We start from the raw sequence: 26,112 nt of genomic DNA, 5'->3' as shown, positions 1-26,112 counted from the left end.
CAAGGAGCCGGAGGCACGGTCCGTGTTCCCTACCGCGGCAGGTGGGAGACGCTGTCCACAGGTCAGCAGGCCGTCAACCGGTCCCACGCGAAGATCCGCCTGGTCGAGCAGACCGTCGCCACCCCCGTGTCTGGCGGCTTCTCCGCAAGCTCCGCTGCTCGACCATCCGCATCACGAGCCTTGTTCAGGCTGTCCTCACCCCGCATCTGACCAGCTCAGCCTGAAGATGGAAAAGGCTCACTACGCCTCTATCCGTCGATCCCGTTCTACCACCGACCCGCGCTCGAGGACCGCGAGATCTGCGGGGAGCACCTCGAGAAGGGCACGCTGCTCACGGCGAGCGCATGGGTGACCCAGCGCAACCCGCGGTATTTCGCGGATCCGTTGGTATTCGATCCGCTCCGCTGGTCGTCGGAGCGGAAGACGGACATCGTGCGCAACTCCTATTTCCCCTTCGGTCTCGGCATCAGGAACTGCGTGGGCACCCACTTCTCCATGCTCGCCCTGGCCATCGTGATCGCGGAACTGGCCGCGAGCGTCGACTTGGACTTCGCCGACAAGCAACCCGCCGTACAGGCCACGCCCACGATGCACCTCGCCAACGCCATGTCGGCGACCGGCTCGAGGATCTGATCCCACAGGGCCTCTCCGGAAGCACGGGAGGACGCCATGCCGCTCGCCCTTCTCGGCCGTCACCCGCGGAAGAGATCCTGGCCTCCGCACGGGAAGCCGGGCCTGGCAGGGCGCCACTTGCCCGATGGTTCCGGGATCACCGTCCCGACGCGGCATCGCGGCGCTGCCGGACGGGGGCTACACCGTCCGTCCGGACGGCAGATGCATTCGCCTGGGCTGCGAGCTCGGGCCGTGCCGGAGGTGGTCCCTCAGCACGCCCGTGGGTTCCGCTGAAGATTCGTCCCGATGCCGGGGAAAGCGCGGGTTCGAGGAATCCTGGCTGCGGATCGCGCTAACCCGCGCGCCCTTCGCCGGTCTTGGTGCTTCGGAGCGCGTGTTCAGGGGGGCTCATGCTGTAATCGGTGTCGGCGTCCCCCCTTGTCGTCCGGCGTCGCCTTGGGCCATCCGGGCGAGATGCTCCCCCTTCTCCCAGAGAGCGAGGCGGGCGGCGTATTCCTGGCGCAAAAGGCCGAGGCCGCCGGTGCCAAACAGGACGCGCAGTGGGGGCTCAGGGGCGTCCGCAAGCGCGAGGAGGGCATTCGCCGTGGCAGCGGGATCGCCGGGGGCGATATCGGTACCGGTGAAGCCGGCGAATAGGGCCTGGCGGGCGTGGTCGTAGGCGGGATCCTGGGCGGGCTGGCGATTCGTAGTGGACAGGCCGGTGGGGAAGGTGAGGGGTTCGACGAGCGTGACGTGGATGTTGTACTCGGCCACCTCGGCTGCCAGCGACTGGCTCACGGCTTCGAGGGCCCACTTGGAGGCTTGGTAGATACCCAGGGTCGGGTTGGCGACCACGCCGCCGAACGACGACACCTGAATAATGCGGCCGCTGCGTCGTTGGCGCATGGCGGGCAGTACTGCTCGGGTGGCGGAGAGGGCGCCGAAGAAGTTCACGTCCATCTGCGACCGCGCCAGGTCGTCGGTGACCTCTTCCACGGCCCCGATCACCATCTGCCCGGCGTTGTTGACCAGGATGTCGATGGCGCCGAAGTGCTGCTCGGCGTGGTGGACCGCGTCGTGGACGGCCCCGTCGTCGGTGACGTCGAGCCCGAGGGGAAGGACTCGGTCGCCGTAGCGGTCGACGAGCGGCTGCAGGGCGTCCGTGGTCCTGGCGGCGGCCACGAGGCGGTCGCCGTGAGCCAGGATGGCGTCGGCCCATTGAGCGCCCAGTCCTCGGGATGCGCCGGTGAGGAACCAGGTTCGGAGGGTGTTCGGGGTCGTCATGGTGCTCTTCCTTACTTGGCGGTGGGGTCAGAGGGTGGGGTACATGGGCGGCCAGGTCGGCCGGGTGATCTCGCTTGCGTTGTCTATGGCGTCGAGAACGGAGGTGGGAAGTGGACCGTCGTGGACGGCGCCGAGGTTCTGGGCGAGGTGTTCGGGGCGGGAGGCGCCGAGGATGATGCCGTCGCCGTGAGTGCCGTCGAGCCGGGAGTGGTGGACCAGCCAGCGCAGGGCGGCATCGATGGGTGAAATGGCGCTTTCCATGCAGTTGCTGCGTAGTTCGTGCATGGCGCGCAGGTAGGGCTCGGTCCAGTAGCGCTGCCGGTATTGGGCGCCCTGGGCGTGCTGCGGGTCGAAGCGTGATCCTTCGGTTATGGCCGTGTCGTTGCCGAAGGAGGGGGCGAAGGCGCCGCCGGCGAGCGGGTTGTAGGCGTGGAAGCGAAGACCGCGCTCATGCAGCAGGGGTAGCAGATTGGTCTCGGCGGTGCGGGAGATGGCGTTGTACAGCCCTTGGTAGACGGTGGGGCGGATCCAGTCATGGCGCTCGGTGAGGGCCAGGGTCTCCTCGACATCGGCAGGGCTGAGGTTGCTCAGGCCGAGCTCAGCGAACAGTCCCTCTTCGTGCAGCTCGTGGACCGCGCGGAGGGTGTCGTCCCAGGGGGTGTCATTGCCGCGCACGTTCAGATACAGCAGAGCGGCTCGGTCGGTGTTGAGTCGTTCGAGACTGGCACGCAGGGAGGACCGCAGCATCTGCGGTTCGTGTCCGCCTGGTGTGGCGATGGGGTCGTAGCGCACCGCAATCTCGAAGTCCTCGCCGGCGTAGAGATCACCGAGCAGCTGCTCGCAGGACCCGTCGCCGTATACGTAACAGGTGTCGACCTCTCGGTGACCGTGCTGGCGGAAGGTGTCGAGCATCTGCTGCGCGATGCGGGCGTCCCTGACGCGGGCGCCGCGGCCTCGATATCCGAGGGTCATGCTCCCGAAGATGATGCGATCAATGGACATGCGGAGGCACCCTCTCGTTTCCCGGTGTGTTGCCGCACGTTGCGGGCGACCACGCAACAGCAATGCGGAGATGCATCTCCGCGCCTCCTTCAAAGTAACAGAATCGGAGACGCATCTCCATTTTGCGGCTATGATGGCGGCGGGGCGAGGAAAGGGATGGCAGTGAACAAGAACGTCAACGCGGGCGCCCGGACGGTGCGCCCGCGCCGCAGGGACGCGGCACGCAACCGCGACGCCCTCATCGCGGCGGGGCGCGAACTCTTCGACGCGAACGGCCTCACGCCTACGCTCGACGACGTGGCCCGGCACGCCGGCGTGGGTGTCGGCACCGCCTACCGGCACTTCCCCAACAAATACGCCCTCGCTCAGGCCGTACTCGCCGAGTCCGTCACCGATATGCTCGACGCAGCCGACCGTGCCGCACAGCTCGATGACGCTGCGGCGGGTCTGGCAGCGCTCTTCGACGCCGTACTCGAACCCCAGGCCGCCAAACGCGCCCTCGGGAGAGTCCTGCGCGATGCCCCGGACACCGCGCCCCCTGTCGACGACGTGCACACGCGCATCGAAAACTGCATCGACACCTTGCTTGAGCGAGCGCGAGAACAGCAGGTCGTCCGGTCCGACATCACCGCGACCGACATCGGCGTGCTGATGTCACTGATGGGGCACCTCATCGAGCGGTTCGGCGACGTCGATGCGCACCTGTGGCGCCGCTTCCTCCCGATCCTGCTCCACGGCCTGCGTGCCGACGCCCCCGCTCCCCTGCCCGGCACAGCGCTGAACACCGAAGACTTCATCTCCAGACTTGGAAGGTCCACACAACCCTGACATGCTGCTGTGTTCAGCGCGGCAACTTCGCGGCGCGCTCGGGATGGGCCGCGGTGACGTAGCGCATGGTGGTCTGTTCTGTGATGCCGAACAGGCCCATCAGTCTGAGTGGTCGGCGTTCTCGGATGCCTTCTTGAGGATGCGGACCTGGCGCAGCCCGCTCAGCGTCAGCCCTCGGGGAAGAGCACCGCCCAGAAGACCCATGCTCACTGCCGGATGCTCGGGGTTGACCGGGCTCTTCCGGCCGACCAGCAAGTGGGAGTTGGTCGAAATGGGTCACCGCTGATGGCGGTTATCCATCCAGTCAGCGGCGAGTTGGTGGGTCTACTCTTCCAGATGCAGGGTGTGCCGCAGCAGCCCGTGCACCACTTCGAGGGCGCCGGGGGAAAGGTCGAGGCGCGTCGCGTGAAGGGCCCGCGTCTCGTGTCCGAGCAGCGCGTGGGTGGCAACCAAGGCGACGACGAGGCGGCCAGCACCCCCAGTCGCTCCAGACAGGAGATCAGCGCACCCGATCAACCCGTCAACATCTCAAGTAGCAATGGCATTGTCACCTCTTCGACAGGGGGTAACAGCCATGCCGGCCTCTGGGGGCAACGGCCCTCTTTGTTCGGCTCACAGCCGGTCCAGCATCCCGTTGAAGGTGGTGATCAACACGGCGATGTCGCGTCGCCCACCGACATCCGGGCGCTGGGGGGCAGGAGATCTGTGGTGGTCATGGCGCGTATGAGATGTCGCAGTGGAACGAGTGTGATGTGGAACGGGAGACACGAGCCCGGCCGCCACTCCCCCGGCGAGGATGTCTGCCTCGGCGAGTAGGACAGGTGCTTGGGACGATCGGGCTGAGGTTCCCCGCTGTGCGTGAGTGGCTGACTACGTAGGGCCTGTCGTCAAATGATCTTGGTTTATTGGCTCATGGTCGGGTGCTACGTCGCCATGAGCTGTCCGATGCCGAGTGGGAGTTCATTCGGCCGCTGCTGCCCGTGTCGTTGCGTGGGCGCAAGCGGCTGGATGACCGCAGGGTGCTCAAGGGATCGTGTGGAAGTTTCGTACGGGCACGGTCTGCACGTGGCGGCAGTCGCCGCGACCCGGCCTGGCCCACGGTCTACTGCCGCTTCGCCCGGTGGTCCCTGGCCCGTGTCTGGGCCCGACACCACCGTGAGAGCCTCAACGAACCGGGTCCGCCGACCAGGTGGACCGGTCGCGGTGCGCGATCGCCTCCGTTGGCGTTCGGGCACTCGAAGGGGGCAACTGACGGGACCCGATCCGACCGACCGTGGCAAGAAGGTCCCCTACGACGATCAACACCTCGAACGAGCGACCACAGAACCAGGAGAGAAGGGACTTGACGCCCTCGGCAAGAGGATGTCGCCACCGTCCAGCCCGTTGGGGCGCCCGCCGCGTGGCAGTCCAGCCGCGCGGCGGACAGGTGCCTACAGGTGGGTCCTGAGGTCGTTGACCGTGTACGACATCGAGAAGTGGAAGCCGGCGCCGGTGCGCAGCGGGGCGATGTCGGCCAGTTCCTCGCCCTCGGCCGGCAGGAGAGCCAACTCGCCCTGGCCCAGCCAGATGTTGCCCACCTTCAGGTCGTCGAAGACGGAAACGACCAGCTCGTTGACGGCTGGCTTGTCCCAGGACCCCGCGGTCAGCGAGGGGAAGTAGCGCATGTTCACACCGGGACGCGTGCCGAAGTTCGGAACCGTTTCGGCCGGCTGCTCCAAGGTCACCCTCGCCTCGACCAGCCGCTGCCCCACGCTCGACACGGTGGCACCGAAACGGCCGCCGGGAGCCAGCTGCGGCGCGGCGAGACTATCCACACCGAAGACACGGGTCTGGTGCACCGCGGCGAGCTTCTTGGGGTAGCCCTGGATCCAGCCGCGGGCCATGGCTGAGTCGTTGTCGACGTAGATGTAGGGGCAATAGGCGACGGGGGTGCCGTTCCAGAGTGCGTCGACCTGGATCAGGAACTCGCGGTACTGACTGCGCGCGGGATTCAGGTACTCGTCGTCCGACGCGGAGAACTGCCAGTCGTAGAAGAGTCCCACCGCGCGGCCGCCGGCTTCCGTGTCAGGCGTCAGTCCTGCGGGAAGTAGCGCGGAGATCGCCTCGGGATCCGCCCAGAACTCCACTCCCGTGACATCCCCGGCGTAGTGCCACGGGGGCCTGGGGACGAGGTTCGCCTGACCTTTGGGTGACAGCGGAACACTGTAGCCGTTCAACATGGTTCTTCTCCTTCTGTAGGTACTTCACGTGACTGCCGAGCTGCGCGGTGGAACGCGCCGCACGTGTCTGGTTGTCCGACGTCAGAGAACGCGCAGTTCCCCACCGTCGACGGGGAGCATGACGCCGGTCAGGTAGGGCACTGCCGGGGACATCAGGAAGGCTGCCGCCTTTCCGAATTCCATCGGTTCCCCGGCCCGTGCCAATGCGTTCCGGGGAGTGGCCCCGCCAGTCAGGGAAGCCAGTGCCCGGGCGCGTTCCGTGGAGACGTGGGCAGGCAGCAATCCGTTGACCCGGATGCCTGACGGCCCCAGTTCGTCGGTCAGCATCTTGGCGACCATCGCGAGCCCCGGGCGCAGGCCGTTGGAGATCGCAAGCCCGGGAATGGGCTCGCGTACCGACGAGGAGAGGACGAAGGTGATGGATCCGCCGCCGTCCATGGCCTTTGCTGCCACTCGCGCCATCCGGATGGCTCCCAGGAAGGTCGATTCGAAAGCGTCTCTCCATGACGCGTCCGTCACGTCCATGGCCGTGCCGATGGGAGGCCCGCCGACGCTGATGAGGATTCCGTCCAGGCGCCCGAATCGGCTCAAGGCGGCATCCACCACCCGCTGCGCCGCGTCCTGGTCGGAGTTGTCCGCCACGACTCCCACGGCCCGCTCGTCACCTCCGAGGGCCGAGGCGGCGTCCGACACCGTCTCGCTAAGCCCGGTCAGGACGACGCGTGCTCCCTCGGCTGTGAGTGCCTGTGCGGCGGCGAGCCCCAGACCCCGGCTGCCCCCGGTCACGATGTACACCCGACCGTCCAGTTCCAGGTCCATCAAACACTCCATCCATGAATCGCTCGTATACCGGTGAAGGTGAGATGTCCGGCCGTCCCCGGAGACCTCGTGAGCCCGCGGTCTGGCTACGAGGCCGGTGGTGGTGGGGCGGCGGGGGCGGGAATCTCGCGGGTCGCCCTCTCCAGGTCGATCAGCACGGAGTGGAACGGCTTACCGGTGGTGTACTCCATGCCGACCTCACAGGTGCGGTTGGCCGACACGTAACTGTCGTAGTCGCGCTCCAGGACCTCGGCGGCCTCATGGGCGGAGGCGGCCTGGGGGAGCTCCTTGTGGAGCATGCCCCGGTCGCCGGCGAAGCCACAGCACTCGGCCCAGACCGGCAGGGTGACGCCGTCGGCACACGCTTCGGCGACCTCGCGGAGGTTGTCGACGACGCCGAGGTGTCGCATCGAGCAGGTCGGGTGGATGACGGCCGATCCGATCCTGCTGGTGACCGACAGGGCCGGCAGCAGGTGGTCGGAGGCCCACACGATGGAGTCGATGACGGTCAGCTGCCGGTGCCGCTCCAGGTTCTCCTCGGTGAGGTACGGCACGATCTCCTTGGCGATGCCGAGCGTGCACGAGGAGGCGTCGACGACCAGGGGCAGGCGGCCATGGTCGGTCCACTCCCAGGCGCGTTCGATGATGCGATTGCCCATAAGGGTGTTGCCGTCGACGTAGCCCTTGGAATGCCAGATCGTGGCGCAACAGGAGCCGGCCATGTCATCGGGGAGCCAGACGGGCAGACCGGCACGCCGGGAGACCTCGACGACGGCCTCGGCGACAGACATCTCGTGCTTGTCGGGCCCGGCGAAGATGCGGTTCACACAGGCCGTGTAGTAGACGGCCGCCGCGCCCACGCGGTCTGTCCTGGGCAGGGTCCTGCCCGCGCCGGTCGGAGTTCCGGGCAGCCATTCCGGCACCAGGTCGGGCCGTATGACCTTGCGGGCGGCGCGGGTTACGCCGGTGAGCAGGCTGTCGGGCAGATGGGATCCGGCGATGAGGGCGAGACGGGCGCCCGATTCCAGCAGCGCGAAGCGATCCGCGGTGATCTCGGCCACCCGCTCCTCGCGCGCGGAGTGCCGCTGGTGGCGGAAATCCTTCATGTACGCGCCGGTGTCGATACCTACGGGACAGGCGATGGCGCAGGTCGAGTCGCCCGCACAGGTGTCGACGGCGTCGTAGCCGTAGGAGTCGACGAGGCTGTCGAGAACGGCGGAGCCGTTGGGGTCCTGGCGCATCATCTCGCGGCGCAGCACGATGCGTTGGCGCGGGGACGTGGTGAGGTCGTGGCTGGGGCAGACCGGTTCGCAGAAGCCGCACTCGATGCAGGAGTCGGCGACCGGTTCGATACTGGGGATGGACTTCAGGCCGTGCAGGTGGGCCCGGGGGTCCTTGTTGAGGATCACGCGCGGCGCGAGGATCCCCTTGGGGTCGATGAGTGCCTTGATGCGCCACATCAGGTCGGTGGCCACGGCACCCCATTCCAGTTCGAGGAACGGGGTGATGTTGCGTCCTGTGGCGTGTTCGGCCTTGAGGGAGCCGTTGTAGCGCTGGACCGTCATGGTGCAGAAGTCGTTCATGAACGCCGCATAGCGGTCGACTTCGGCCGGGTCGGCCGAGTCGAAGGCGAGCCCGAAGTGCAGGTTGCCGTGAGCGGCATGGCCGGAGACGGCGGCATCGAAGCCGTGTTGTGCCTGGAGCGCGAGGAGGTCGGCGCAGGCTTCGGCGAGCCGGTGGGGAGGGACCGCGAAATCCTCACTGATGAGTGTGGTGCCGGGGGCACGGGCTTTGCCGACGGCGGCCGCGAAGGCCTCGCGGGCCCTCCAGTACATGTGGATGGTCCGGGCGTCGCGGGTGAAGAGGTTGGTGACCGACGGCACGGGCCGCACCAGGGGCAGTCCGGCGAGGACCTCCTCCGCCGCGCGCTCCTGTGCGAGTTGGGTCTCCTCGTCGGCGGAGCGGAATTCCACGAGAAGCGAGGTGGTGTCCTTGGGCAGGGTTGCCCAGTCGTCCGGAACGCCCTCGACGACAGCGCAGGCTCGCAGAGTGTTGCCGTCCATGAGTTCGACAGCACGCGCGCCCGCGTCGTTGAAGGCGGGAACGGCGGCGGCGGCCGTTTGCAGGTCAGGGAAGAACAGGAGGGCGGTGGAGGTTCGGCGTTCCAGTGGGAGGGTGTCGAAGACGGCTTCGGCTATGAAGCCGAGAGTGCCCTCGGAGCCGACCATCAGACCGCGCAGGATCTGCGCCGGGGTGTCGGCGTCGAGGAAGGAATCGAGCCGGTAGCCGTTGGTGTTCTTGATGGTGTATTTGGTGGTGATGAGGTCGACGAGCGACGGATCACTCTCGATCTCCGCCTTGATGTCGAGGAGACCCTGGTAGATCTCCGGTTCGGCCGCCCGGAGGTGTTCGTTGGCCTGGGGGTGGCCGGTGTCGATGATGGTGCCGGAGGGCAGCACGACGGTCACGGACGCCATGGTCCGGTAGCAGTTGCGGGTGGTGCCCGCGGTCATGCCGGAGGCGTTGTTGGCGATGGTGCCGCCGAGGGTGGCGGCGATGGAACTGGCGGGGTCGGGGCCCATCACACGGCCGTGCCGGGAGATGGTCGCGTTGATCCGGGCGATCGTGGTGCCGGGCCGGATGCGGGCCCGGGCGCTGTCGGGAAGCATCTCCACGCCGGTCCAGTGGCGGCGTACCTCCACCATGATGTCCTCGGCCTGAGCCTGGCCGTTGAGCGAGGTGCCGCCGGCCCGGAAGACGATGTTGCGGCCGTGGGCATGGGCGAAGCCGAAGACGTCGGAGATGTCCTCGATGCCGTCGGCCAGCACCACGGCCTGCGGGACGAAGCGATACGGACTCGCGTCGGAAGCGAACCGGACCAGGTCGGAGATCTTGTGCAGGACCTTGTCCTCGCCCAGCAAGGCGCAGAGTTGTTGGCGCAAGGGTTCCGGGGTGCCCTGCGCTCGGGATTCGTCGACGCGGTCCGGGTCGGGACCGCCGGAGGTATGAGGACGCAAGGCTTCCGGCTTGGGGTCAAGGATCATGACGTCCTTTCACTGGAATCAGCGGACACGCGGGGCCGGGACATCTCGGCGAGGAGCCGGATCCGGTCGGGCGGTGAGCCGTGAGGCAGCCCACAGCCAGCGGGGGTGGGCTGCCGGGCAGCGCCGGCGCTGCCCGGCAGAGCGGCTCGCCGGATGTCGCGGGGCCTCGGCGAGCGGCTGAGCGGGCAGACGGTGCCGGGTTGGGCGGCCTACGCCACTACACGCGCCGGTGCAGGGGCGGTCGGCCGCGGCCGTCGGGGGTGTTCGGGTCGTCCGGACCGGACGGGGGGGAAGGCTCCTGGCTCGGCCGGGCGTCCAGGGTCTCCGACCCTGTCGTTGGCCGGGGTGTCGTAGTGGCGGCTCGGTGAATCCAGGACAGTTGGCGGTGGGTGAGGCGCTGGTAACCGTGCCGGTCCCGGATGACCGCGACCAGGAAGGCGAGGAGCAGACCGAGGGCCGCGCCGAGAGCGATCATGGTCCAGCCGCGGGTGAGGCCGGCGTCGCCGCGGGCGTCGAAGTAGAGCAGGGCGCGCACACCGTCGTTGATCTGCCGCATGGGTTCGAAGGCGGAGAGGGCGTAGTACGGGCGTGGGACGGCCTCCAGCGGAAAGCTGCCCCCGGAGGACGGCACGGCCAGCGCCACGAAGAAGATCATGCCGATCAGTTGGCCCAGGCTCCCGAAGATCGAGAGGATCGCCTGGGTGCCGATGCCGATCGCGGCCGACGCGCAGACGGCGTAGACCCACAACTGCCACAAGTGGCTGGTGTCCATGTGCAGTCCGAAGGTGGCGGCCACCAGGACGACCGTCGCGGTGACCACCGCGAGGACGACGGACATCGTGATCTTGGCCAACAGTGTCTGCGTGCGGTTGATGGAGACCGGAAGGCGCGCGGTCCAGCGCCGTCCGCGCTCCGACGCCTGGTAGCCGAGCGCGGAGTCGACCCCGTTGCTGATGACTCCGGCGCCCAGGTACGCGCCGAGGACCAGTAGGAGGCTCAGGTAGAAGCCGGCGAGGCCGAACCCGGAGTGGTCGCCGAGCGGACGGAACGCGGTGGTCTGGAGGACGACCGGGTTTGCGAGGAGCACGGCCTCGGCCGTGGTGGACGGCTTCGGGGCGAGCTCCGCGAGCACCCCGGAGACCTGCCGGGAGACGGTCTGCTGGACCTGCTGCGCGATCGACTGGGCCAGCGAGGTCGCCACGCTGCCGGAGCGCGGATTCGTTCGCAGGACGAGCGTCGCCTGCCGTGCGGAGCCGACGGGGGCGCCGGGGGCCGCGAGAGCCAGGGCGCTGCGGCTGAAGTCGGCGGGGATGACCAGGGTGGCGTAGATCTTGTCCTGGTTCATCAGCTCTTCGGCCCGCTTCAGGGAGACGGCATGCCAGGCGACGCGATCATCGGAGCCAGAGGCTGAGATGATCCCCTGCTCGACGCTTCGCCCCAGTGCGAGCTGCGGGCCCGCCTCCACCACCGGCCGGTCCTGGTCGACGACGGCCAGCGGAAAGTGGCGCAGGTTGCCCACCGGGTCGACGACGCCCCCGAGATAGGCGAACGTGAGCACCGCGCTGACGACGACCATGACGAGGACAGGGAACACCCACAGTCTCGGACTGCCGAGCAACCTGCGTGCGGTGGTGTGCGGGGCACCAGAATCTTCAGGGTTCATTGAACAGATGTGCCTTTCAAATGCTCGCGTCGCGAGCCAGGGATCACCATATTCCCTGGATTCTGGCCCGCTGATTCATCTGCCAAAATCTTCGGGCGGTTGGTTCTTCGCAAATTCGCGGCGCGAGTCATTGATGCCTAAAAGAACAGTCCCACTCCGCCGGCGCCCATGTCAACCGATCATCCTGACGGCGACTCCAGGCCTCTGCGGCGCTTCTCCACCGCAGGTCGCAATACGACGCGAAGCGTACGTGCAGCCCTGGCGAGCTTTGGCGACACCACGCGGCACGGAGAGGGGTGCACATTCTCGGCAGCGCGCGACAATGCTGCATTGTGGCCATTCAGAACATCGGTGACAGTGCAGTCTTCAGGTGCTCTCCGGCATGCTTCTCCTCTGCGTAGAGGCGTGAGAAATTGCGGTTCTTCTCCGGTATGAGAAGGGTCGATATGTGGTCCGCCGGCATTTTCCCAACACGGAACCGGCGGTCGCGGCCGTCCAGCGTTCGAGACCCCCGCCCCAGCCACCTGCCCGAAGCCGTCCAGTGATGGTCGGCCTCACCCACCGTGTCCGGTTCCAGTTGCCTCGACGCGGGTGCGCCGCCCCGAGCGTCGATGCGCCCCGATTCAGGAGATGACCAGAAGAATGAGCGAACTGTCCACAGTCCATGACGTCACCTTCGACCTGTTGCGGTCACTGGGCCTCACAACGGTTTTCGGGAACCCCGGATCGACCGAGCAGCCCTTTCTGAGAGACTTCCCGAGCGACTTCACCTACGTACTCGCCCTCCAAGAGGCGTCGGTCGTCGCGATGGCGGACGCCTTCGCGCAGACCACCGGCCGGCCGGCGCTGGTGAACGTCCACTCTTCGGCCGGCCTGGGCAACAGCCTCGGCAGCCTGGTGTCGGCCTACCACTCTCACACGCCTCTCATCGTGACGGCCGGTCAGCAGCACCGGGAAATGCTCATCGGCGAGCCCTTCCTGGCGAGTCGCGAAGCGACCACCCTGCCGAAGCCGTGGGTGAAGTGGTCGTACGAGCCGGCCCGCGCGGAGGACGTCCCGCAGGCGTTCATGCGCGCCTACGCCATGGCACTGCAGCCTCCGGCCGGGCCTGTCTTCCTCTCCATCCCGATGGACGACTGGAATCGGCCCCTCGAAGGACCAGCCGTGGTGCGGCAGGTCAGCTCCGCCGTCGCGCCAGACGCCGAGCGCCTGCGAACGTTCGCCGACCGCCTCACCGCGAGCAGGCGCCCCGCGGTGGTCTTCGGCCCGGAGGTGGACCAGGCCGGAGGGTGGCACGCCGCAATCGCCCTGGCGGAGAAACTGCGGGCCTCGGTTTATGGAGCCCCGCTCGGCAACCGCGTCTCGTTTCCGGAGAACCACCCGCTTTACCAGGGACCGCTGGGCATGTCCCTGAAGGGTGTGGGAAACCGGCTCGCCGGCCACGACCTCGTGCTGGTCGCCGGGGCCGAGGTGTTCCGCTACTACCCCTACGTGCCCGGCCCGGTCCTTCCGGCAGGCACGGAACTGCTGCAGATCACCGCTGACCCGTCGACCGCTGCGGTGGCCCGGGCCGGAGACAGTCTCCTCAGCGACACCAGATTGGCCATCGAACTTCTGGTGGACATGGTGGGTGGCGGTTCGGACCGTCCCCTGCCGGAGCCCCTGAGCCGCCCGCAGGTACCTGCCGCCTCGTCGGGTGACCGGCTCTTCCCGGACGAGGCCTTCGCGACACTCAGCACGATCCGGCCCGACGACGCGGTCATCGTCAACGAGTCCACGTCCACCATCGCTCAGCAGTACGCGTGGCTCCCCACCACCGAGCCCATGTCGTTCTTCGCCACCGCCAGCGGCGGCATCGGCTGGGCCGCACCGGCCGCCGTCGGTGTCGCCCTGGGCGACAGGGACCGCGGCGTCACCCGCCCGGTCATTGGGATCATCGGGGACGGCTCCTTCCAATACTCCGTCCAAGGCATCTGGACCGCGGCCCAGCACGACCTGCCCATCGTGTACGTCGTCCTGCGCAACGGCGAGTACTCCGTTCTAAAGTCCTTCGCCGAACTGGAGAAGACTCCCGGCGTACCGGGTTTGGACCTGCCCGACCTGGACATCGCCGCCGTAGCCAGGGGCTTCGGCTGCAAGGCCGTCGACGTCGCGACGGCCGAAACCCTGGAGAAGGAGTTCACAGCGGCCCTGGAGTCCGGCTCGCCCACGGTCATCGTGGTGTCCACCCACCCGCAGAAAGCCGTTCTCTGAGCAGCCCTAAGGCGGTGTACGGCTGACGCACTCCGCCCCAGGAGGGCTCGCTCGCAGACAGACCCTCCGGTCAGAGCCGTGCGCCGGCCTCCGGCCGGGCGCGACGACACGCCCGCCGTTGAGTGCGGCGTCCTACGCAGGCGCGGGGCCGGCGGCGGGTCCTGCCGTGTGGGGTCCATACGGCAACGATCACAAGGTGAGGGTTGCGTCATCACAGAGCTGCGGCCCGGTACGAGCGGAAGACGGAGGCGGCTCATCCCGGGGTGACGGAACCGGGCGAAGCATCGCGGTGCTCCCCGGCTTCCTCGGGGCGCCGCAGGTCATCGGATGGACGAAGCGGTCGCACGAGCGATCCGCTGACGGAAGGACAGACATCGTGGACATCGACCCCGAGGTGGGCGCGGCCCTGGCCGCTATGGCTCTCCGCAAGCCGCTTCCCGTGGGCGAGTGGAAGAGCCGGCGTGACGCCATGAACGCCACCTACCGGGAACTGGAGGCTGCCTCGGTCCGTGTCGACGGGGTGGATACCGCTGATCTCACCGTGTCGTCGGCCGACGGGCACCAGGTGCCCGTGCGCTTGTACCGGGTACCGAGCTCCCTGCCCACCGCGCTCCTCGTCTACCTCCACGGAGGAGGCATGATCGCCGGCAGCGTGGACGTATACGACCAGGTGTGCCGCCGCTATGCCGTGGACGCCGGCGTGGCCGTGCTTGCCGTTGATTACCGGCTGGCTCCCGAGTCCCCGTTCCCGGCCCCGCTGGAGGACTGCGTGGCCGCCGTCGAGTGGGCGCTGCGGCACGTGGCCCAAATGAACCTTCCCGGCGGGCCGGTCGCCTTGATGGGAGACTCCGCGGGAGGCGGACTGGCGGCGGCAACCGCGGTGGCCTGCCGCGACCGGGGGATCGGGTCGCTCGCGGCACAGTTGCTCGTCTACCCGATGCTCGACGACCGCACGGCCTCCGCGACTTCCGCCGTCGCACCGTTCCTGACCTGGACACCGGACGACAACATCACGGGCTGGCAGGCGCTGCTGGGCGACGCCTACGGCACCGATGAGATTCCCGCGAACGCGGTGCCCGCCCGAGTCCGGTCACTTCGCGGTCTGCCGAGGACGTACATCGAGGTGGGACAACTGGACCTGTTCCTGGACGAGTCCGTCGTGTACGCAACGCGACTGATGCAGGACGAAGTCCCCGTGCACCTCGTCGTGCGTCCCGGCGTGGTCCACGGCTATGACCGGGTGGCACCCGACTCCCGGGCGGCCCAGGCAGCCCATACCGACCGGGTGGCCTTCCTCCGGTCCCTGTGACGGCCTGCCCCCGAGTCTGCGGGCTCGGGGGCTCCGCCCACCGACCCGCCCCGCGGCCCTGTCACCCGCTTAAGACTCCGTATGAAGGAGCCGGGCCAGGGACTGCATTCGACCGAGCGCCTCGCCGGGGAGAGGGATCGGCGCGCCGGCACGCAATCCGGGGAACGAGATCCTCGCCCTGGTCCGGCAGCAGGCCCCTGAGCTTCTCGGCTTGCTCGGAGTCGGACCGATCACCGCCGCCCAAATCTTGGTCAGATGGTCTCACCGGGGACGATTCCGCTCGGAAGCGGCCTTCGCCTCCTTCGCCGGCGTTTCGCCGATCCCTGCCTCGTCCGGGCTGACCAACCGACACCGTCTCAACCGCAGCCTCCCGGGGCGGCGCCGGGGTGAACACGGCCTTGCGGGCGCGGTCACCGGCTTCGTCAGCGGGTCACGCGCACCCCGCCGCGCCACACGGCCTTGACATTCAGGGTGTCGTCGATGGAGGTGAGGGGGTCGCCGTCGACCAGCAACAGGTCGGCGCGGGCGCCGGGGACGATCCTGCCGCGGTCGTTCAGGCCGAAGGTGTCGGCAGCGAGGCTCGTCGCCGCGCGCAGGGCGTCCTGGGGTGCGAAGCCCGCGCGCACGAGCAGTTTCAGTTCGCCGTGGAGGCTGACTCCGTGGGCCATGCCCGGGGCTCCCAGGTGCGATGCGTCGGTCCCGGCGAGGACCGGCACCCCCGCCTGCCGCAGCGCGTCGACCGACGCGACGGCCGCGTTGAAGTCACCGGTGCGGTAGGTGTTGAAGTCGCCGCGCAGGTTCTCGTCCCAGGCCGGCGGGAGTTTGCCCGCCACGCGGGGATCGTCGGCCAGGGCGGCGCCGAGGTGCTGGCTGGTGAGTGACGCCAGCGTGCTCAGGGTGGGGATGAAGAACACGCCGGCGGCGGCGATCTCGGCGACGAGCTCCGGGGTGTGGGGGCCGTCGACGAACAGGTGCGCGAAGCCGTCCACGCCGGCGGTCAGAGCCTGACGGGTGGCCTCGATGGTCAGCGCGTGGGCGATGACGAGCTTCCCCCGTGCGTGGGCGGCCTCGACGGCGGCTTCGACGACCCGTATGTCGACCACCGGTACGTCCTTGCCGAGGGTCTTCCCTGTCTCGATGAGGACCTTGATGTAGTCCGCGCCCTCCGCGATCCGTTCGTCGACGAACCGGGCGGCGTCCTCGGGGCGCCCCACCGTGGGCAGGTCGGGGTCGTTCTGGTTCCCTCGCAGCTGGGTGGGGTGGCCGCCGGGCGCGGTCATCCCGACCGAGGCCGACCGGACATCCGCCACGTCCGTGCGGATGGCGGCTTCCCGCCGCACCTCCTTCATGGTCTCGGGGAAGGAGAACAGGTCGAGTTCGGTGGTGACGCCGAACACCAGCGCCTGGCGCAGCGCCTCCAGGTCGGAGTGGGTATGGGTGTCGATGAGCCCCGGCAGCAGCGTCGCGCCGTGACCGTCCACCCGGTCTGCCTGTGGGTCCACGTCGCTGCCCAGGGCCACGACCGTCCCGTCGTTCACCTCGACGTCGCACAGCCCCAGAGCCTTCTCACCGTCAAAGACGCGTACCGACTCGATCACGAAGTGCATCACGAACTCCTCTCGTATACCAACCAGTGTATATTAACAAGTATACGGGCGGGGGTGGAACCACGGCGGCAGAGAGCGGGAGACCATGCGGGACACCGGACACGTCGAAATCGAACGGATGCGGTTGCAGAGCCTGGTCGTCTACGAACGCCAGGCCCGCGACCTCGGGCTCTGGACGGAGCTGGCCGAGTGCTACGCGCCCGGGGCCACCATCCGGTCCAACTGGTTCGACAGGGCCGCGGAAGAGTACGTGCGCCTGTCGAGGGACATGCACGACACGACGCCGTCCCGCCACCAACTGGGGCAGCCTGTCATCGACGCGCGCGACGACCGCGCGGTGCTGGAAGCCCCCATGACCTTCGAGTTCCGCGGCCACTTCCGGGGCACGCAGATCGACCTCGTCTCCCACACCCTGACCCTGCACCGGGCCGTACGGACCGGCGGGCGCTGGCGGTACCTGCGAACGGTCGCCGTGTTCGACCGGGACACCATGACGCCCGCCGTCCCCGGCGACCACGTGGACCTTCGCCCTGACGACCTGTCCGGCGCCCGCGCCTCTTACCGCATGCTCACCGTCTGGATGACTAGCCGCGGATACACCGTTCCCGGTGATCGCCCCGGCACCGACCGGCCCGCTGAGGTCGCCGCACTGCGGCAGGAAGCGCGTGCCTGGGCCGGCCTGGCCGCTTCATCCGTCGGCTGATCCCGCTGGCGGACCGCCCGGCCGTCCAGCCCGCCAGCCGGCCCACGCTCTGCGATGTGGCTCGGCCGCCGCACCCTCATCATCCCGGGGCAGTCCCTGTCCCGGACCACCCAAGACTGGAGTGATCCACATGCCCGACAACGGCATCATCGACGTGCACGCCCACTTCACCACGCCCCGTTACACGGCGGCGGCGAAAGCCGCCGGCCACCGTCGGCCCGATGGGATGCCGGAGGAGTACTGGCCGCTGTGGAGTCCGGCGCAGCACCTTGAGCTGATGGACCGCGCCGGCATCTCCCGGTCGCTGCTCTCGCTGTCCTCGCCGGGCCCCGCCCTGGGTGGTGAAGGCCGCAGGGTCGCCCGCGAGGCCAACGAGGCAGCGGCGGAGGCCGTTCGGGACCACCCCGACCGGTTCGGTCTGCTCGCCTGCCTGCCGCTGCCCGACACCGAGGCGGCACTGGACGAGATCTCCCACGCCTACGACCACCTGCCGGTGAGCGGCGTGGTGCTGCTCACCAATGCCGGTGGTCGGTACTTCGCGGACCCGGCCTTCGACGACGTGTTGCGGGAACTGAGCCGCCGGAAGGCCGTCGTACTGCTGCACCCGACTTCCTGCCAGGGGCACGAATCCCTGGCCGTCGGGCGCCCCCGCCCCATGGTCGAGTTCCTCTTCGACACAGCCCGGGCCGTGGTGGACTACGTGCTCAGCGGGGGCGTTCAGCGCTTTCCCGGTCTCCGGCTGATCGTGCCGCACGCGGGAGGAGTGCTGCCCCTGCTCGCCGAGCGGGTCGAACTGTTCCGCTCGATCGCGGGCGAACCACCAGAGCGCACCACCGTGACGGAGGACCTGCGCAGCTTCTACTACGACCTGGCCGGCACTCCCGACGCCACCCAGCTCGCCGCGCTCGCCGCCGTCTCCTCGCCGGAGCACCTCCTGTACGGCAGCGACTACGCCTGGACCCGGCTCGAGGCCGTCCTCGCCGCACTCGACCGCCTGGACGCGGCATGGACCACGCAGTACCCGGGCCCCTGGCGCGAGCGGACGACCCGCAACGCGCGCGCCCTGCTGGACGGCGACAGCGCATGAGCGCCGCCGTAGCCGCGTCGCGCCGCCGCAGGTCCCCAGCCGTCCGCCCCGGCAGCGACGATAGAGTGCGGAGGCAACGTGGCCGCGCGAATACGGAGTAGCTCCATGGGGGACCAGCGTCCTGATCGTTCGACAGCCGTCGGGATCGCGATCCTCCTGCGGCGTGCCCAACTGCGCAAGCAACTGGCCTGCGAGACCCGGCTCGCGGAGTTGCGCCTGACCCTGCCGCAGTGGGGCATCCTCCACGCGGTCGCCACGGCCCCGGACTCCTCGACCCATGCCCTGGCACTGATGACCGGCCAGTCGGACCAGGCGGCTGGCGCGGTCGTCGCCCGCCTGGAGCAGCGGGGACTGGTGGAGCGCCGTCCGGGCGTGGGAAAGGCGATCATCCACCGGATCACCCAGGACGGTGCACGGCTGGTCGACTCTGCGGACAACGCGGTGGCGGACGTCATGGAGCTGGCCCTCTCCGGCCTGGACTCGTCCGAGGTGCACGCCCTGAACAGGTACCTCACGCATGTCGCCGGCACCGACGGGGAGTCGCGCGACTGAGGGCGAGAGTCCCCCGCAGACGGAAGACGGAGTTCGGCGGCGGGGGACGGCGTCGGGCGGGCAGCGGCGTACCGGTGTCAGGAGCGGGGGCGGTGGGGATTTCCGGGGCATTCTCCATGTCCTCGGCGGTCATGCGGCACTCCTGCGGGAAGTGTTCACGTTGGGTGCGGCGTGCCGGTTCGCTGGTCCGCCACGTGTACAGGCACCGTTGGCACTGGAGGACGTCCCACGCACCGGGCATCGACGAGGCGAACAGGTTTCTCGACGGTTTCCCAGGCGCAGCGGGGGCAGATCGTGGGGGCGGCCAGGTCGGGAGGTCCTTTCGGGGCAGCGGGCGGCGGCAAGCCGCTGGAGCCTGGTGCGCCATTCGCCCGTCTCGGGCAGGTCGCGCACCTGGTCGCTGTGGTTGGGGCGACGGTCGCGTTCGACGGGGGTTGTGGCGTCGATGACCAGCGCGTCGAGGACGCCCGGGGTGCTGGTCTGCGGAGCCAGCGGCATCACCGGCATGTTGGGAAGGTGAATCAGGTCGTGGGCCGGGTTCATCTTGGTGGACAGGGCCCACATCACCTGGTTCAGGTTGAAGGGGTCGACATCCTCGTCGACGACGATGACGGTGGCCGCATATCCCAGGCCGTGCGGTGTGGTCGGCACCCGGGTGCCGACCGACCTGGCGAATCCGCCGTACCGCTGCTTCGTGGAGACGATGACGAGGAGTCCGTGGGTGTACATTGCGTTGACCGCCTGCACTTCGGGAAGTCCCTCTTCATCTGCTGGTGGATAGGAACACAGGTGTGGGCGGCCATCAGATAGTCGATCTTGGTCCACGGCATCCCGAGCCAGATGGAGATGCTCGAAGACCGGTGCGGTGCGAGATCCTGTCGACGCGGATGACGGGCATCCGGCGCCCACCGGAGCAATGGCCGGTGAACTCGCCGAAGAGCCCCTCTAGTTCGCGCTTGCGTGCCTCGATGAAGCCCTCGATGACGACTTCGCCCCCGTCGTACGCCATCGGGGTGGCGGCGACGATGGGGATGACGGGGTCGTTGCCGAGCGCGATGGCCACGAGCAGGTCCTCGCCCGTCTCCTCGGCCTTGCGCAGGTGGTGGGCGATGTCGTGCACCGCGCCCGGCTGGATGGCGAGCTTGCGCCTGCCCTTGACCTGGGTGCGGTAGATGCCGACGTTCTGTTTCCCGGTGCTGTCCGGGTCGTCCGGGTCGTCCGGGTCCCGGGAGACGACCGCGTCCTTGTCGATGTAGAGGCCGCCGTCGCCCTCGTTGAGGCGTATCAGCGGGAGCACCTGGAAGATGTCGGCGTCATCGCCCTCCAGCCCGCTCTCGGCCCAGGGCGGGCCCGCACGCCACTCGGGCGGAACAGGGAAGTCGGCCCAGCGGCGTACGAATTCGGCGACCTGCTCCTTCGTACGCGTTTCCTTCGGCATGCCCAGCGCCAGCGCGTGGTTGGCCCAGGAAGCCGTGCACGTTCATCGCGATGCGGGCGTCGGTGAAGCCCCTGACGTTCTCGAAGTACAGGGCAGGGGCGATATCACCCATCCGGGGTGCTGCGCTGGCGGCGGCGATGTCCGGCTCGGGCATGGCGATTCCTTGGTGTGGGGCGTTGGTGGGGCGGATCAGAGGGTGTGACTGAGTCCACGGGCGGCGCGCAGCCCGGCCCATCGCTCGGCGGCGGGCGCGGGTAGGTCAAGCTGGTCGAGGATCCGGGTGGTGATGTGGTCGACGACGTCGTCAACCGATCGCGGATGGTTGTAGAAGTCGGGCATCAGCGGCACTATCACCACGCAGCAGACGCAGGCACTCCAGCAAGCGGATGCCGAACGCGGCGCCCGTCGCCGACTCGGTCAGTACATCGAGTACAGGCTATGAACAAAAACGGTCAGCCTGATGTCACGGACATCCCCTACAGGACGACCGCCGGTGCTCCACCGGGGCTGTAGGTGCTCGACTTCACCGGGCTGACGGCGCGCGCCGCGAGCCACGGGGTCGACCCGTACTCCCCGGTGCGGGCGTCCTTCCACGGATTGATCGCCGTAAGGGCCGGCGTCCTGCGCTACGCCCTGGATTTCACCGAGCACCAGGTGGGCGAATTGCGCCTGGCTGTGGGCCCGGCCCGGACAGATCCACCAGTACCGCTCCGACCTCACCGCCGTCGAAGGTGCGGTCATCCTCTTCCATCCCGGTTTCCTGGCCACCTCCGTCGAGGCCCCCGACAGCGAGCCGCAGGGCCTGCTGGCGCCCGATGAGACCGTCGGGGACACCCTGAGCAGGGTCCTGGAGCTTCTGGAGCGGGAATACCGGGGGCTCGCCGGCCTTTCCCTTGACGTGCACACCGAGGTGCTGCGGCACCTGCTCGTCCTGCGCCTGGTCCATCTGTACCGCCCCGGCAACGGCGTCGGAGCGGGCAACGACGTCTTCCGCCGCCTGCCGGCAGGCGGCGGAGGACAACTACACCCGAAACCACCGGGTGGAGGACTATGCCACGAGCCTCCGCTACAGCGTTCGCACCCTCACCCGGGCCACGCAGGCGGCCACCGGGGCCGGGGCCAAACGTCTATCGACGAGCGCGTACTGCTGGAAGCCAGGCGCCTCCTGGTCCACACCGAGCTGGCCGCCAGTGCCATCGGCGAACGACTCGGATTCCCGAGCGCCACGGTATTCACCAAGTTCTTCCGGCAGCGCGCCGGCCGGACACCAGCGGCCTTCCGCGCCTCCGAGCGGGGTACAGGGTCCTGAGTCCACCAGCGGGCCGCGCGGTCGCCTGCCGCGGTGGCAGCCAGGCCGACCGCCTGGCATGCCGAGATGCGGGCCAGGCCGGTCCCGACCCGCACCAGCGCGTCCGCCCCTCGGCTCAGGCGGCGCGACTTCCCTGTGCGAGGCGGGAGAGGTGGTCCCACTCCTCCAGAGCTGCAAGGCGGTCTTCGTACTCCGCGCGCAGAACCGGCAGGCCACCGGCACCGAAGAGCACCCGCAGAGGCGGTTCGGGCGTGTCGGCGAGTGCCAGGAGCGCGGCCGCCGTCGCGGCCGGGTCGCCGGGACGGAAGTCGCTGCTGCGCATGCCGGCTTCGAGTGCCTCACGCACGGGCGCGTAGGCCGGGTCCTGGCGGGACCGGGGAGAGGCGGCGGCAAGGCCGGTGGGAAACATGAGCGGTTCGATCAGCGTGACGTGGATACCGTGGCCCGCGTCTTCGGCGGCCAGGGACTGGCTCATCGCCTCCAGCGCCCGCTTGGACGCCTGGTAGAGGCCCATCGTCGGGAAGGCCATCAGGCCGCCGAACGACGAGACCTGCATGATCCGTCCACCGCCACGCTCCCGCATCCCCGGCAGCACGGCCCGGGTGGTCCACAGCGTGCCGAAGAAGTTGACGTCCATCTGCGCCCTGGTGTGCTCCTCGGTTACCTCCTCCACAGCGCCGGTCAGCATGTGACCCGCGTTGTTGACCAGGATGTCGATCCCGCCGAAGTGCTTTTCGGCGGTGCGGACGGCGTCGCTCGCCGCCGCAGTGTCGGCGACGTCGAATCCCAGCGGCGCCAGGAGACCCCCGTCACAGGGACCGGAGGAATTCCACCCGGTCGGCGTGGGCCGCGCGGGCCGCCCGGGAGTCCGGGGCGAAGCGGTCGTAGCCGTGGACCACACCCGGCCGCACGACGAGATGCACGGACACCTCGTCGTCCATCAGCCTTTTCGCGTAGGCGATACTCTCGTCCCGGAAGAGGTCCAACTGCCCCACCTCGACATACGTCCGGGGGAGGTCGCGGAGCGACCGCGCCCGTGCGGCGGACGCCAGGGCGGAGGGCTCGTCATGGCCGTATCCGTCACCCAGCAGAGCCTGCCAGCCCGTGACGTTGTCGGCCGCCGTCCAGGTCAGGAACGGTTCGACCGCGGGGTCGGCGGCGGACGTACGGTCATCGAGCATCGGATAGATCAGCACCTGGGCGTGCAGGGGTCCGACCCCGCGGTCGCGGCAGGCCAGCGCGGTGGCCGCCGCGAGCCCCCCTCCCGCGGAATCCCCCATCAGGACGACCCGTTCGCCGGGGAGGTGTACCTCGGCCACGTGGCGCACCGCCCACTCGACGGCCGCCACGCAGTCCTCGACCGGAGTCGGGAACGGGAACTCAGGGGCCAGCCGGTATGCGACGGCAAGTACGGCCACGCCGGCGTCCACCGCGTAACGACGGCACACCTGGTCGTATCCATCGATGCTGCCCGCGATCATGCCTCCGCCGTGGAGGTGGACGACGAGCGCGGTCGGCAAGCGGCCCGCCACTCGGTACAGCCGCAGGGGGATCTGGTGCCCATCGGCCGAAGGCGCGGCGAAATCGGCGGTCTCCACCCCGTCAACGCGATCCGAGCCCGCCTCCAGTCCCGCGTACACGGCGTCGATGGCGGCACGTCGGCTCCGCCAGTCGCCCACAGGCGGCGGCTCCGCGGGAGCCCCGGCGGCGAGCCTCTCCAGGGCCGCGCGCACGTCGATATCGATGTCCACGGTGTTCGTCCTTCCGTCGGACGGCCGCCGCTGCGGCCGTTCTTCGCACGAGGGGCCGCCACGGTCAAGGCAAAAAATGAGCTACCCCTCATGTTGTGCGGCAATTTAACATGAGTCACCCCTCCGAATGTCGCCGGTCTGGCGGCGCCCCCGCCCGGGCACGCCATCCAGGATCATTCGGCACGCGGCCCAACGCCCCTCGGCCTCTCTTCCCCGCGTGCGGATGCCGGACTTCCACCGGACTACGGCACCGGCAGTGACCTGCGGAGACAGGGCGGGGGCCCGCCACCAGGCAGATGAGGCCACCCTCACCTTGTATCGTTGCCGTATGAAGTCCGAACGGCCGGATCCGCGGTCCGCCCCGCGCCTGCGCAAGGACGCCGCGCGAAACCGTGAGCGAATCGTCGGGGCCGCCCGCCGGGAGTTCGCCACTGGCGGTATCGACGCCTCGCTGGAGCAGGTCGCGAGGAGCGCCGGTGTGGCGATCGGCACGCTCTACCGACACTTCCCCACCCGGGTGGATCTTCTCCTCGCCGCGTTCGAGGAGAAGTTCGACTCCTTCATGGCGGCCGCCGACGCGGCGCTCGCCGCCGAGGACCCGTGGGTCGGGCTCAGCTCCTACCTGGAGGCCCTGTGTGGCATGCAGGCGGGCGACCGGGGCTTCAATGACTTCGTCTCCATGCGTTTCCCTGCCTGCGAGGAGACGGAGGCAATGCACGACCGTGTCTGCGACGTCATGGAGCGCATCCTGGTTCGCGCGCGGGAGGCGGGCGCTGTCCGGCGCGACCTCACGATCGCCGACCTGATCACGGTGACCTGGGCGAACAGCCGCATCATCGAGGCCACGGCCGGCATCGCGCCGGATGCCTGGCGCCGACATCTCCTGCTCATGCTCGACGCGTTCCGCCCGCACGGCGAGGCCGAACTCGGCGAACCGCCGCTGACGGACGGGCAGCTCTACCAGGCAATGGCACGCCTGAGTTCATAGGGCCCGCTGGCGACCGGTTCAACGACCCGCCGGTGGTCGCAGGCCGGATCCCTGCGCAACCGAGGGCGCCCGCCGCCGGCGAGCTGCGTGCTCCACGCGGCGACGGGCCGGATGTCCGGGTGGTGAAGCGGCTCGCCCCTCACACCGCCGTGCGACCGCCGTCGACGTCGATCGTGGCTCCGGTGATGAAACGCGCCTCGTCACTGACGAGGAAAGCGATGGCGGTCGCGATGTCGTGCGGATCTGCCACGATGCCGAGCGGGGCCCCGGCGGCGAGCTGATCGAGCCCGTCTCCCATCCCCTCGGTGCCGGGTGTACGGGTGGGGCCCGGGCTGACGGTGTTCACCCGGACTCCGGCGGGCCCGAACTCGGCCGCCCAGCTCTTCGTCAGCAGTTCCAGGGCGGCCTTGCTCGCGCCGTAGGCCGACAGGCCGGGCAGGGCGATGCGTGCGGCCATGGTGGAGACGTTGACGATGGCTCCGCCGCCGCGTTCGGCCATCGCGGGAGCGAGGGCTGCGACGAGGAAGAAGGGGCCCTTGAGGTTGGTGGCGAAGACGGCGTCGAAGTCCTCCTCGCGGAAGTCGGCGGTCGGGGCGATGGCGCCCACGCCGGCGTTGTTGACCAGGATGTTGGGTGACGCTCCGGTGATCGCCGTGGCGTCGTGGGCGAGCCGGGTCGCCGACTCGGCGTCCCGCAGGTCGGCGGCGACGAAGTCGGCCTCTCCTCCCGCCGACCGGATTTCGTCGACCACCGCCCGGCCGCGGCCGGGGTCGCGACCCGAGACGACGACGCGGACGCCGCGCCGGCCGAGTAGCAGCGCGGTCGCGCGGCCGATCCCACTGGTCGAACCGGTGATGAGAGCGGTATTGACGGTCACGGCGTTCTCCTTGACAGGGATGGCGCATGGCGCGGGCGAGGCGGACAGGGTTGTCCACAGTGAAGTCGAGGCATGCCTCGACTTCACTGCCCTCACTGTAACCTGAGGCATGCCTCATAATCGAATGGGGGCCGCCGCCGGGCGCATCCAGTAGGCGGCGTCGCCGGATATAGGGCTTATATGCAGGTTGGTATACATCATCCGGTGCAAAGGGACACCCGTGGCGCGATGCGTCATCGAAGGGGCGTGGGGCTTCGACGGCGAGGCGGACCTCGGGCAGCCAGACGGCGATGGCGGACGGACGCGTCGTGGCCGTCGGGGAGGACACGGCTGCGGGGAGTCGAGCGTGTCGACGGCCGCGGCTCGACCCTGCTGCCGGGACTCATCGACAGCCACACGCACGGCGACGCCGAAACCGGTCACGCCCAGGCGATCGGGGTCACGGCCGAGGTCGCCACCTTCCCCTTCCCGCATTCCCTGCGGGACACCCGGCGCGAGGCCGCAGCCCGCAATGACATCGCGGCCGTGCGATCCTCCTCGATCTGGATGATCCCGCCCGGCGGTCACCCGACGCAGCGTCGGATCGGCTGGAACGATCCCGAGCCCCCGACGGTCTCCCGGCCGCAGGACACGACACGCTTCGTCAAGCGACGCATCGCCGAGCGCCGACTACACCAAGGTGGTGATCGACCGGTGTCACGCCCCAGCGGGCCCCTCGTCTTCGCGATCGGCCTCCCCGCAGTGACGTTCGGTCTGACGGACCGGGG

26 protein-coding genes and 3 pseudogenes are annotated in these 26,112 nt (G+C 69.0%); 13 read left to right on the top strand and 16 right to left on the bottom strand.

Features of this window, described 5'->3' with window-relative positions; genetic code table 11:
* Nucleotides 1-224 (top strand): annotated as a pseudogene (locus IE313_RS33800) (IS5/IS1182 family transposase); the annotation flags it as partial.
* A gap of 25 nt (nucleotides 225-249) precedes the next feature.
* Nucleotides 250-633: pseudogene (locus IE313_RS33795) on the top strand (cytochrome P450); the annotation flags it as partial.
* 387 nt (nucleotides 634-1,020) lie between these two features.
* Here IE313_RS33795 and IE313_RS33790 read toward each other — a convergent pair.
* Complete coding sequence (locus IE313_RS33790) at nucleotides 1,021-1,896, bottom strand: SDR family NAD(P)-dependent oxidoreductase (RefSeq protein ID WP_189939076.1); 876 nt, start codon at nucleotides 1,894-1,896, stop codon at nucleotides 1,021-1,023.
* A 27-nt stretch (nucleotides 1,897-1,923) separates the two neighbouring features.
* Nucleotides 1,924-2,898 (bottom strand): aldo/keto reductase family protein, encoded by a 975-nt coding sequence (locus IE313_RS33785; protein WP_189939074.1) that lies wholly within the window; start codon nucleotides 2,896-2,898, stop codon nucleotides 1,924-1,926.
* A gap of 156 nt (nucleotides 2,899-3,054) precedes the next feature.
* Between IE313_RS33785 and IE313_RS33780 the strand changes: the two genes are divergently transcribed.
* On the top strand, nucleotides 3,055-3,726 hold the full coding sequence (locus IE313_RS33780; protein WP_189939071.1) for a TetR/AcrR family transcriptional regulator: 672 nt from the start codon (nucleotides 3,055-3,057) through the stop codon (nucleotides 3,724-3,726).
* Nucleotides 3,727-4,050: 324 nt separating this feature from the next.
* Here the strand turns inward: IE313_RS33780 and IE313_RS36115 are convergent, their stop codons facing one another.
* The gene (locus tag IE313_RS36115) at nucleotides 4,051-4,179 is read right to left on the bottom strand and encodes a hypothetical protein (RefSeq protein ID WP_268256815.1); all 129 of its coding nucleotides are present in this window, start codon (nucleotides 4,177-4,179) and stop codon (nucleotides 4,051-4,053) included.
* A 467-nt stretch (nucleotides 4,180-4,646) separates the two neighbouring features.
* Between IE313_RS36115 and IE313_RS36560 the strand changes: the two genes are divergently transcribed.
* Complete coding sequence (locus IE313_RS36560; protein ID WP_373317126.1) at nucleotides 4,647-5,072, top strand: transposase; 426 nt, start codon at nucleotides 4,647-4,649, stop codon at nucleotides 5,070-5,072.
* Between the two features lie 84 nt (nucleotides 5,073-5,156).
* Here the strand turns inward: IE313_RS36560 and IE313_RS33765 are convergent, their stop codons facing one another.
* The 4 genes from IE313_RS33765 to IE313_RS33750 all read right to left on the bottom strand — a co-directional run bounded on the left by IE313_RS33765 (nucleotide 5,157) and on the right by IE313_RS33750 (nucleotide 11,471).
* Nucleotides 5,157-5,945: an acetoacetate decarboxylase family protein gene (locus IE313_RS33765; protein WP_189939067.1), complete on the bottom strand. Its 789-nt coding sequence runs from the start codon at nucleotides 5,943-5,945 to the stop codon at nucleotides 5,157-5,159.
* 81 nt (nucleotides 5,946-6,026) lie between these two features.
* Nucleotides 6,027-6,764 (bottom strand): SDR family oxidoreductase, encoded by a 738-nt coding sequence (locus IE313_RS33760; protein WP_189939065.1) that lies wholly within the window; start codon nucleotides 6,762-6,764, stop codon nucleotides 6,027-6,029.
* Between the two features lie 86 nt (nucleotides 6,765-6,850).
* A complete protein-coding gene (locus IE313_RS33755) occupies nucleotides 6,851-9,808 on the bottom strand; it encodes an FAD-binding and (Fe-S)-binding domain-containing protein (RefSeq protein WP_189939064.1) in 2,958 nt (985 codons plus the stop codon).
* A gap of 217 nt (nucleotides 9,809-10,025) precedes the next feature.
* Nucleotides 10,026-11,471, bottom strand: coding sequence for a YhgE/Pip domain-containing protein (locus IE313_RS33750; protein ID WP_189939062.1), 1,446 nt, complete (start codon nucleotides 11,469-11,471; stop codon nucleotides 10,026-10,028).
* Nucleotides 11,472-12,113: 642 nt separating this feature from the next.
* Here IE313_RS33750 and mdlC point away from each other — a divergent pair.
* From mdlC to IE313_RS36660, 3 genes and pseudogenes are all read left to right on the top strand, one after another.
* Nucleotides 12,114-13,724: a benzoylformate decarboxylase gene (mdlC, locus tag IE313_RS33745; protein WP_189939060.1), complete on the top strand. Its 1,611-nt coding sequence runs from the start codon at nucleotides 12,114-12,116 to the stop codon at nucleotides 13,722-13,724.
* 376 nt (nucleotides 13,725-14,100) lie between these two features.
* Entirely contained in the window at nucleotides 14,101-15,033 is a 933-nt protein-coding gene (locus IE313_RS33740; RefSeq protein ID WP_189939058.1) for an alpha/beta hydrolase, read from the top strand.
* Between the two features lie 148 nt (nucleotides 15,034-15,181).
* Nucleotides 15,182-15,397 (top strand): annotated as a pseudogene (locus IE313_RS36660) (transposase); the annotation flags it as partial.
* 58 nt (nucleotides 15,398-15,455) lie between these two features.
* Here IE313_RS36660 and IE313_RS33730 read toward each other — a convergent pair.
* On the bottom strand, nucleotides 15,456-16,640 hold the full coding sequence (locus tag IE313_RS33730) for an amidohydrolase family protein (RefSeq protein WP_189939056.1): 1,185 nt from the start codon (nucleotides 16,638-16,640) through the stop codon (nucleotides 15,456-15,458).
* An 85-nt stretch (nucleotides 16,641-16,725) separates the two neighbouring features.
* On the opposite strand from IE313_RS33730, the gene IE313_RS33725 reads away from it, so the two are divergent.
* The 3 genes from IE313_RS33725 to IE313_RS33715 all read left to right on the top strand — a co-directional run bounded on the left by IE313_RS33725 (nucleotide 16,726) and on the right by IE313_RS33715 (nucleotide 18,982).
* Nucleotides 16,726-17,343 carry a nuclear transport factor 2 family protein gene (locus IE313_RS33725; protein ID WP_189939054.1) on the top strand — a complete coding sequence of 206 codons (618 nt, stop codon included), beginning with the start codon at nucleotides 16,726-16,728 and terminating at the stop codon, nucleotides 17,341-17,343.
* A gap of 130 nt (nucleotides 17,344-17,473) precedes the next feature.
* The gene (locus tag IE313_RS33720) at nucleotides 17,474-18,430 is read left to right on the top strand and encodes an amidohydrolase family protein (protein ID WP_189939052.1); all 957 of its coding nucleotides are present in this window, start codon (nucleotides 17,474-17,476) and stop codon (nucleotides 18,428-18,430) included.
* Nucleotides 18,431-18,535: 105 nt separating this feature from the next.
* Nucleotides 18,536-18,982, top strand: a complete 447-nt coding sequence (locus IE313_RS33715; protein WP_189939050.1) for a MarR family winged helix-turn-helix transcriptional regulator — start codon at nucleotides 18,536-18,538, stop codon at nucleotides 18,980-18,982.
* Here IE313_RS33715 and IE313_RS36550 read toward each other — a convergent pair.
* The 5 genes from IE313_RS36550 to IE313_RS35840 all read right to left on the bottom strand — a co-directional run bounded on the left by IE313_RS36550 (nucleotide 18,942) and on the right by IE313_RS35840 (nucleotide 21,441).
* Nucleotides 18,942-19,223, bottom strand: coding sequence for a non-oxidative hydroxyarylic acid decarboxylases subunit D (locus IE313_RS36550; RefSeq protein ID WP_373317122.1), 282 nt, complete (start codon nucleotides 19,221-19,223; stop codon nucleotides 18,942-18,944). The two genes, IE313_RS33715 and IE313_RS36550, sit on opposite strands and share 41 nt — an antisense overlap.
* Nucleotides 19,112-19,711 (bottom strand): hypothetical protein, encoded by a 600-nt coding sequence (locus IE313_RS36545; RefSeq protein WP_373317121.1) that lies wholly within the window; start codon nucleotides 19,709-19,711, stop codon nucleotides 19,112-19,114. The genes IE313_RS36550 and IE313_RS36545 overlap by 112 nt, the downstream gene beginning before the upstream one ends.
* A 73-nt stretch (nucleotides 19,712-19,784) precedes the next feature.
* Nucleotides 19,785-20,420, bottom strand: coding sequence for a UbiD family decarboxylase domain-containing protein (locus IE313_RS36280; RefSeq protein WP_308439249.1), 636 nt, complete (start codon nucleotides 20,418-20,420; stop codon nucleotides 19,785-19,787).
* Between the two features lie 189 nt (nucleotides 20,421-20,609).
* Nucleotides 20,610-20,759 carry a hypothetical protein gene (locus tag IE313_RS33705; RefSeq protein WP_229925175.1) on the bottom strand — a complete coding sequence of 50 codons (150 nt, stop codon included), beginning with the start codon at nucleotides 20,757-20,759 and terminating at the stop codon, nucleotides 20,610-20,612.
* Nucleotides 20,760-21,060: 301 nt separating this feature from the next.
* Entirely contained in the window at nucleotides 21,061-21,441 is a 381-nt protein-coding gene (locus IE313_RS35840) for a hypothetical protein (protein ID WP_229925178.1), read from the bottom strand.
* On the opposite strand from IE313_RS35840, the gene IE313_RS35835 reads away from it, so the two are divergent.
* Entirely contained in the window at nucleotides 21,331-21,729 is a 399-nt protein-coding gene (locus IE313_RS35835; RefSeq protein ID WP_229925176.1) for a helix-turn-helix domain-containing protein, read from the top strand. The genes IE313_RS35840 and IE313_RS35835 overlap by 111 nt on opposite strands.
* Before the next feature lie 115 nt (nucleotides 21,730-21,844).
* Here the strand turns inward: IE313_RS35835 and IE313_RS33695 are convergent, their stop codons facing one another.
* Both IE313_RS33695 and IE313_RS33690 read right to left on the bottom strand, forming a co-directional pair.
* Nucleotides 21,845-22,630, bottom strand: coding sequence for an SDR family NAD(P)-dependent oxidoreductase (locus tag IE313_RS33695; RefSeq protein WP_189939048.1), 786 nt, complete (start codon nucleotides 22,628-22,630; stop codon nucleotides 21,845-21,847).
* On the bottom strand, nucleotides 22,539-23,480 hold the full coding sequence (locus tag IE313_RS33690) for an alpha/beta hydrolase (RefSeq protein WP_189939046.1): 942 nt from the start codon (nucleotides 23,478-23,480) through the stop codon (nucleotides 22,539-22,541). The genes IE313_RS33695 and IE313_RS33690 overlap by 92 nt, the downstream gene beginning before the upstream one ends.
* A gap of 328 nt (nucleotides 23,481-23,808) precedes the next feature.
* Here IE313_RS33690 and IE313_RS33685 point away from each other — a divergent pair, with 328 nt between their 5' ends.
* Entirely contained in the window at nucleotides 23,809-24,468 is a 660-nt protein-coding gene (locus tag IE313_RS33685) for a TetR/AcrR family transcriptional regulator (RefSeq protein WP_189939044.1), read from the top strand.
* Between the two features lie 139 nt (nucleotides 24,469-24,607).
* Here IE313_RS33685 and IE313_RS33680 read toward each other — a convergent pair whose 3' ends face one another.
* A complete protein-coding gene (locus tag IE313_RS33680) occupies nucleotides 24,608-25,345 on the bottom strand; it encodes an SDR family NAD(P)-dependent oxidoreductase (protein ID WP_229925174.1) in 738 nt (245 codons plus the stop codon).
* 525 nt (nucleotides 25,346-25,870) lie between these two features.
* Between IE313_RS33680 and IE313_RS35830 the strand changes: the two genes are divergently transcribed.
* On the top strand, nucleotides 25,871-26,112 hold a 242-nt coding region (locus tag IE313_RS35830), incomplete at its 3' end, for a hypothetical protein (protein WP_229925173.1).

The sequence above is a fragment of the Streptomyces sulfonofaciens genome (genome assembly GCF_014656295.1).
In the GTDB taxonomy this organism is placed as follows: domain Bacteria; phylum Actinomycetota; class Actinomycetes; order Streptomycetales; family Streptomycetaceae; genus Streptomyces; species Streptomyces sulfonofaciens.
This window is presented reverse-complemented; position numbering and strand designations above follow the sequence as displayed.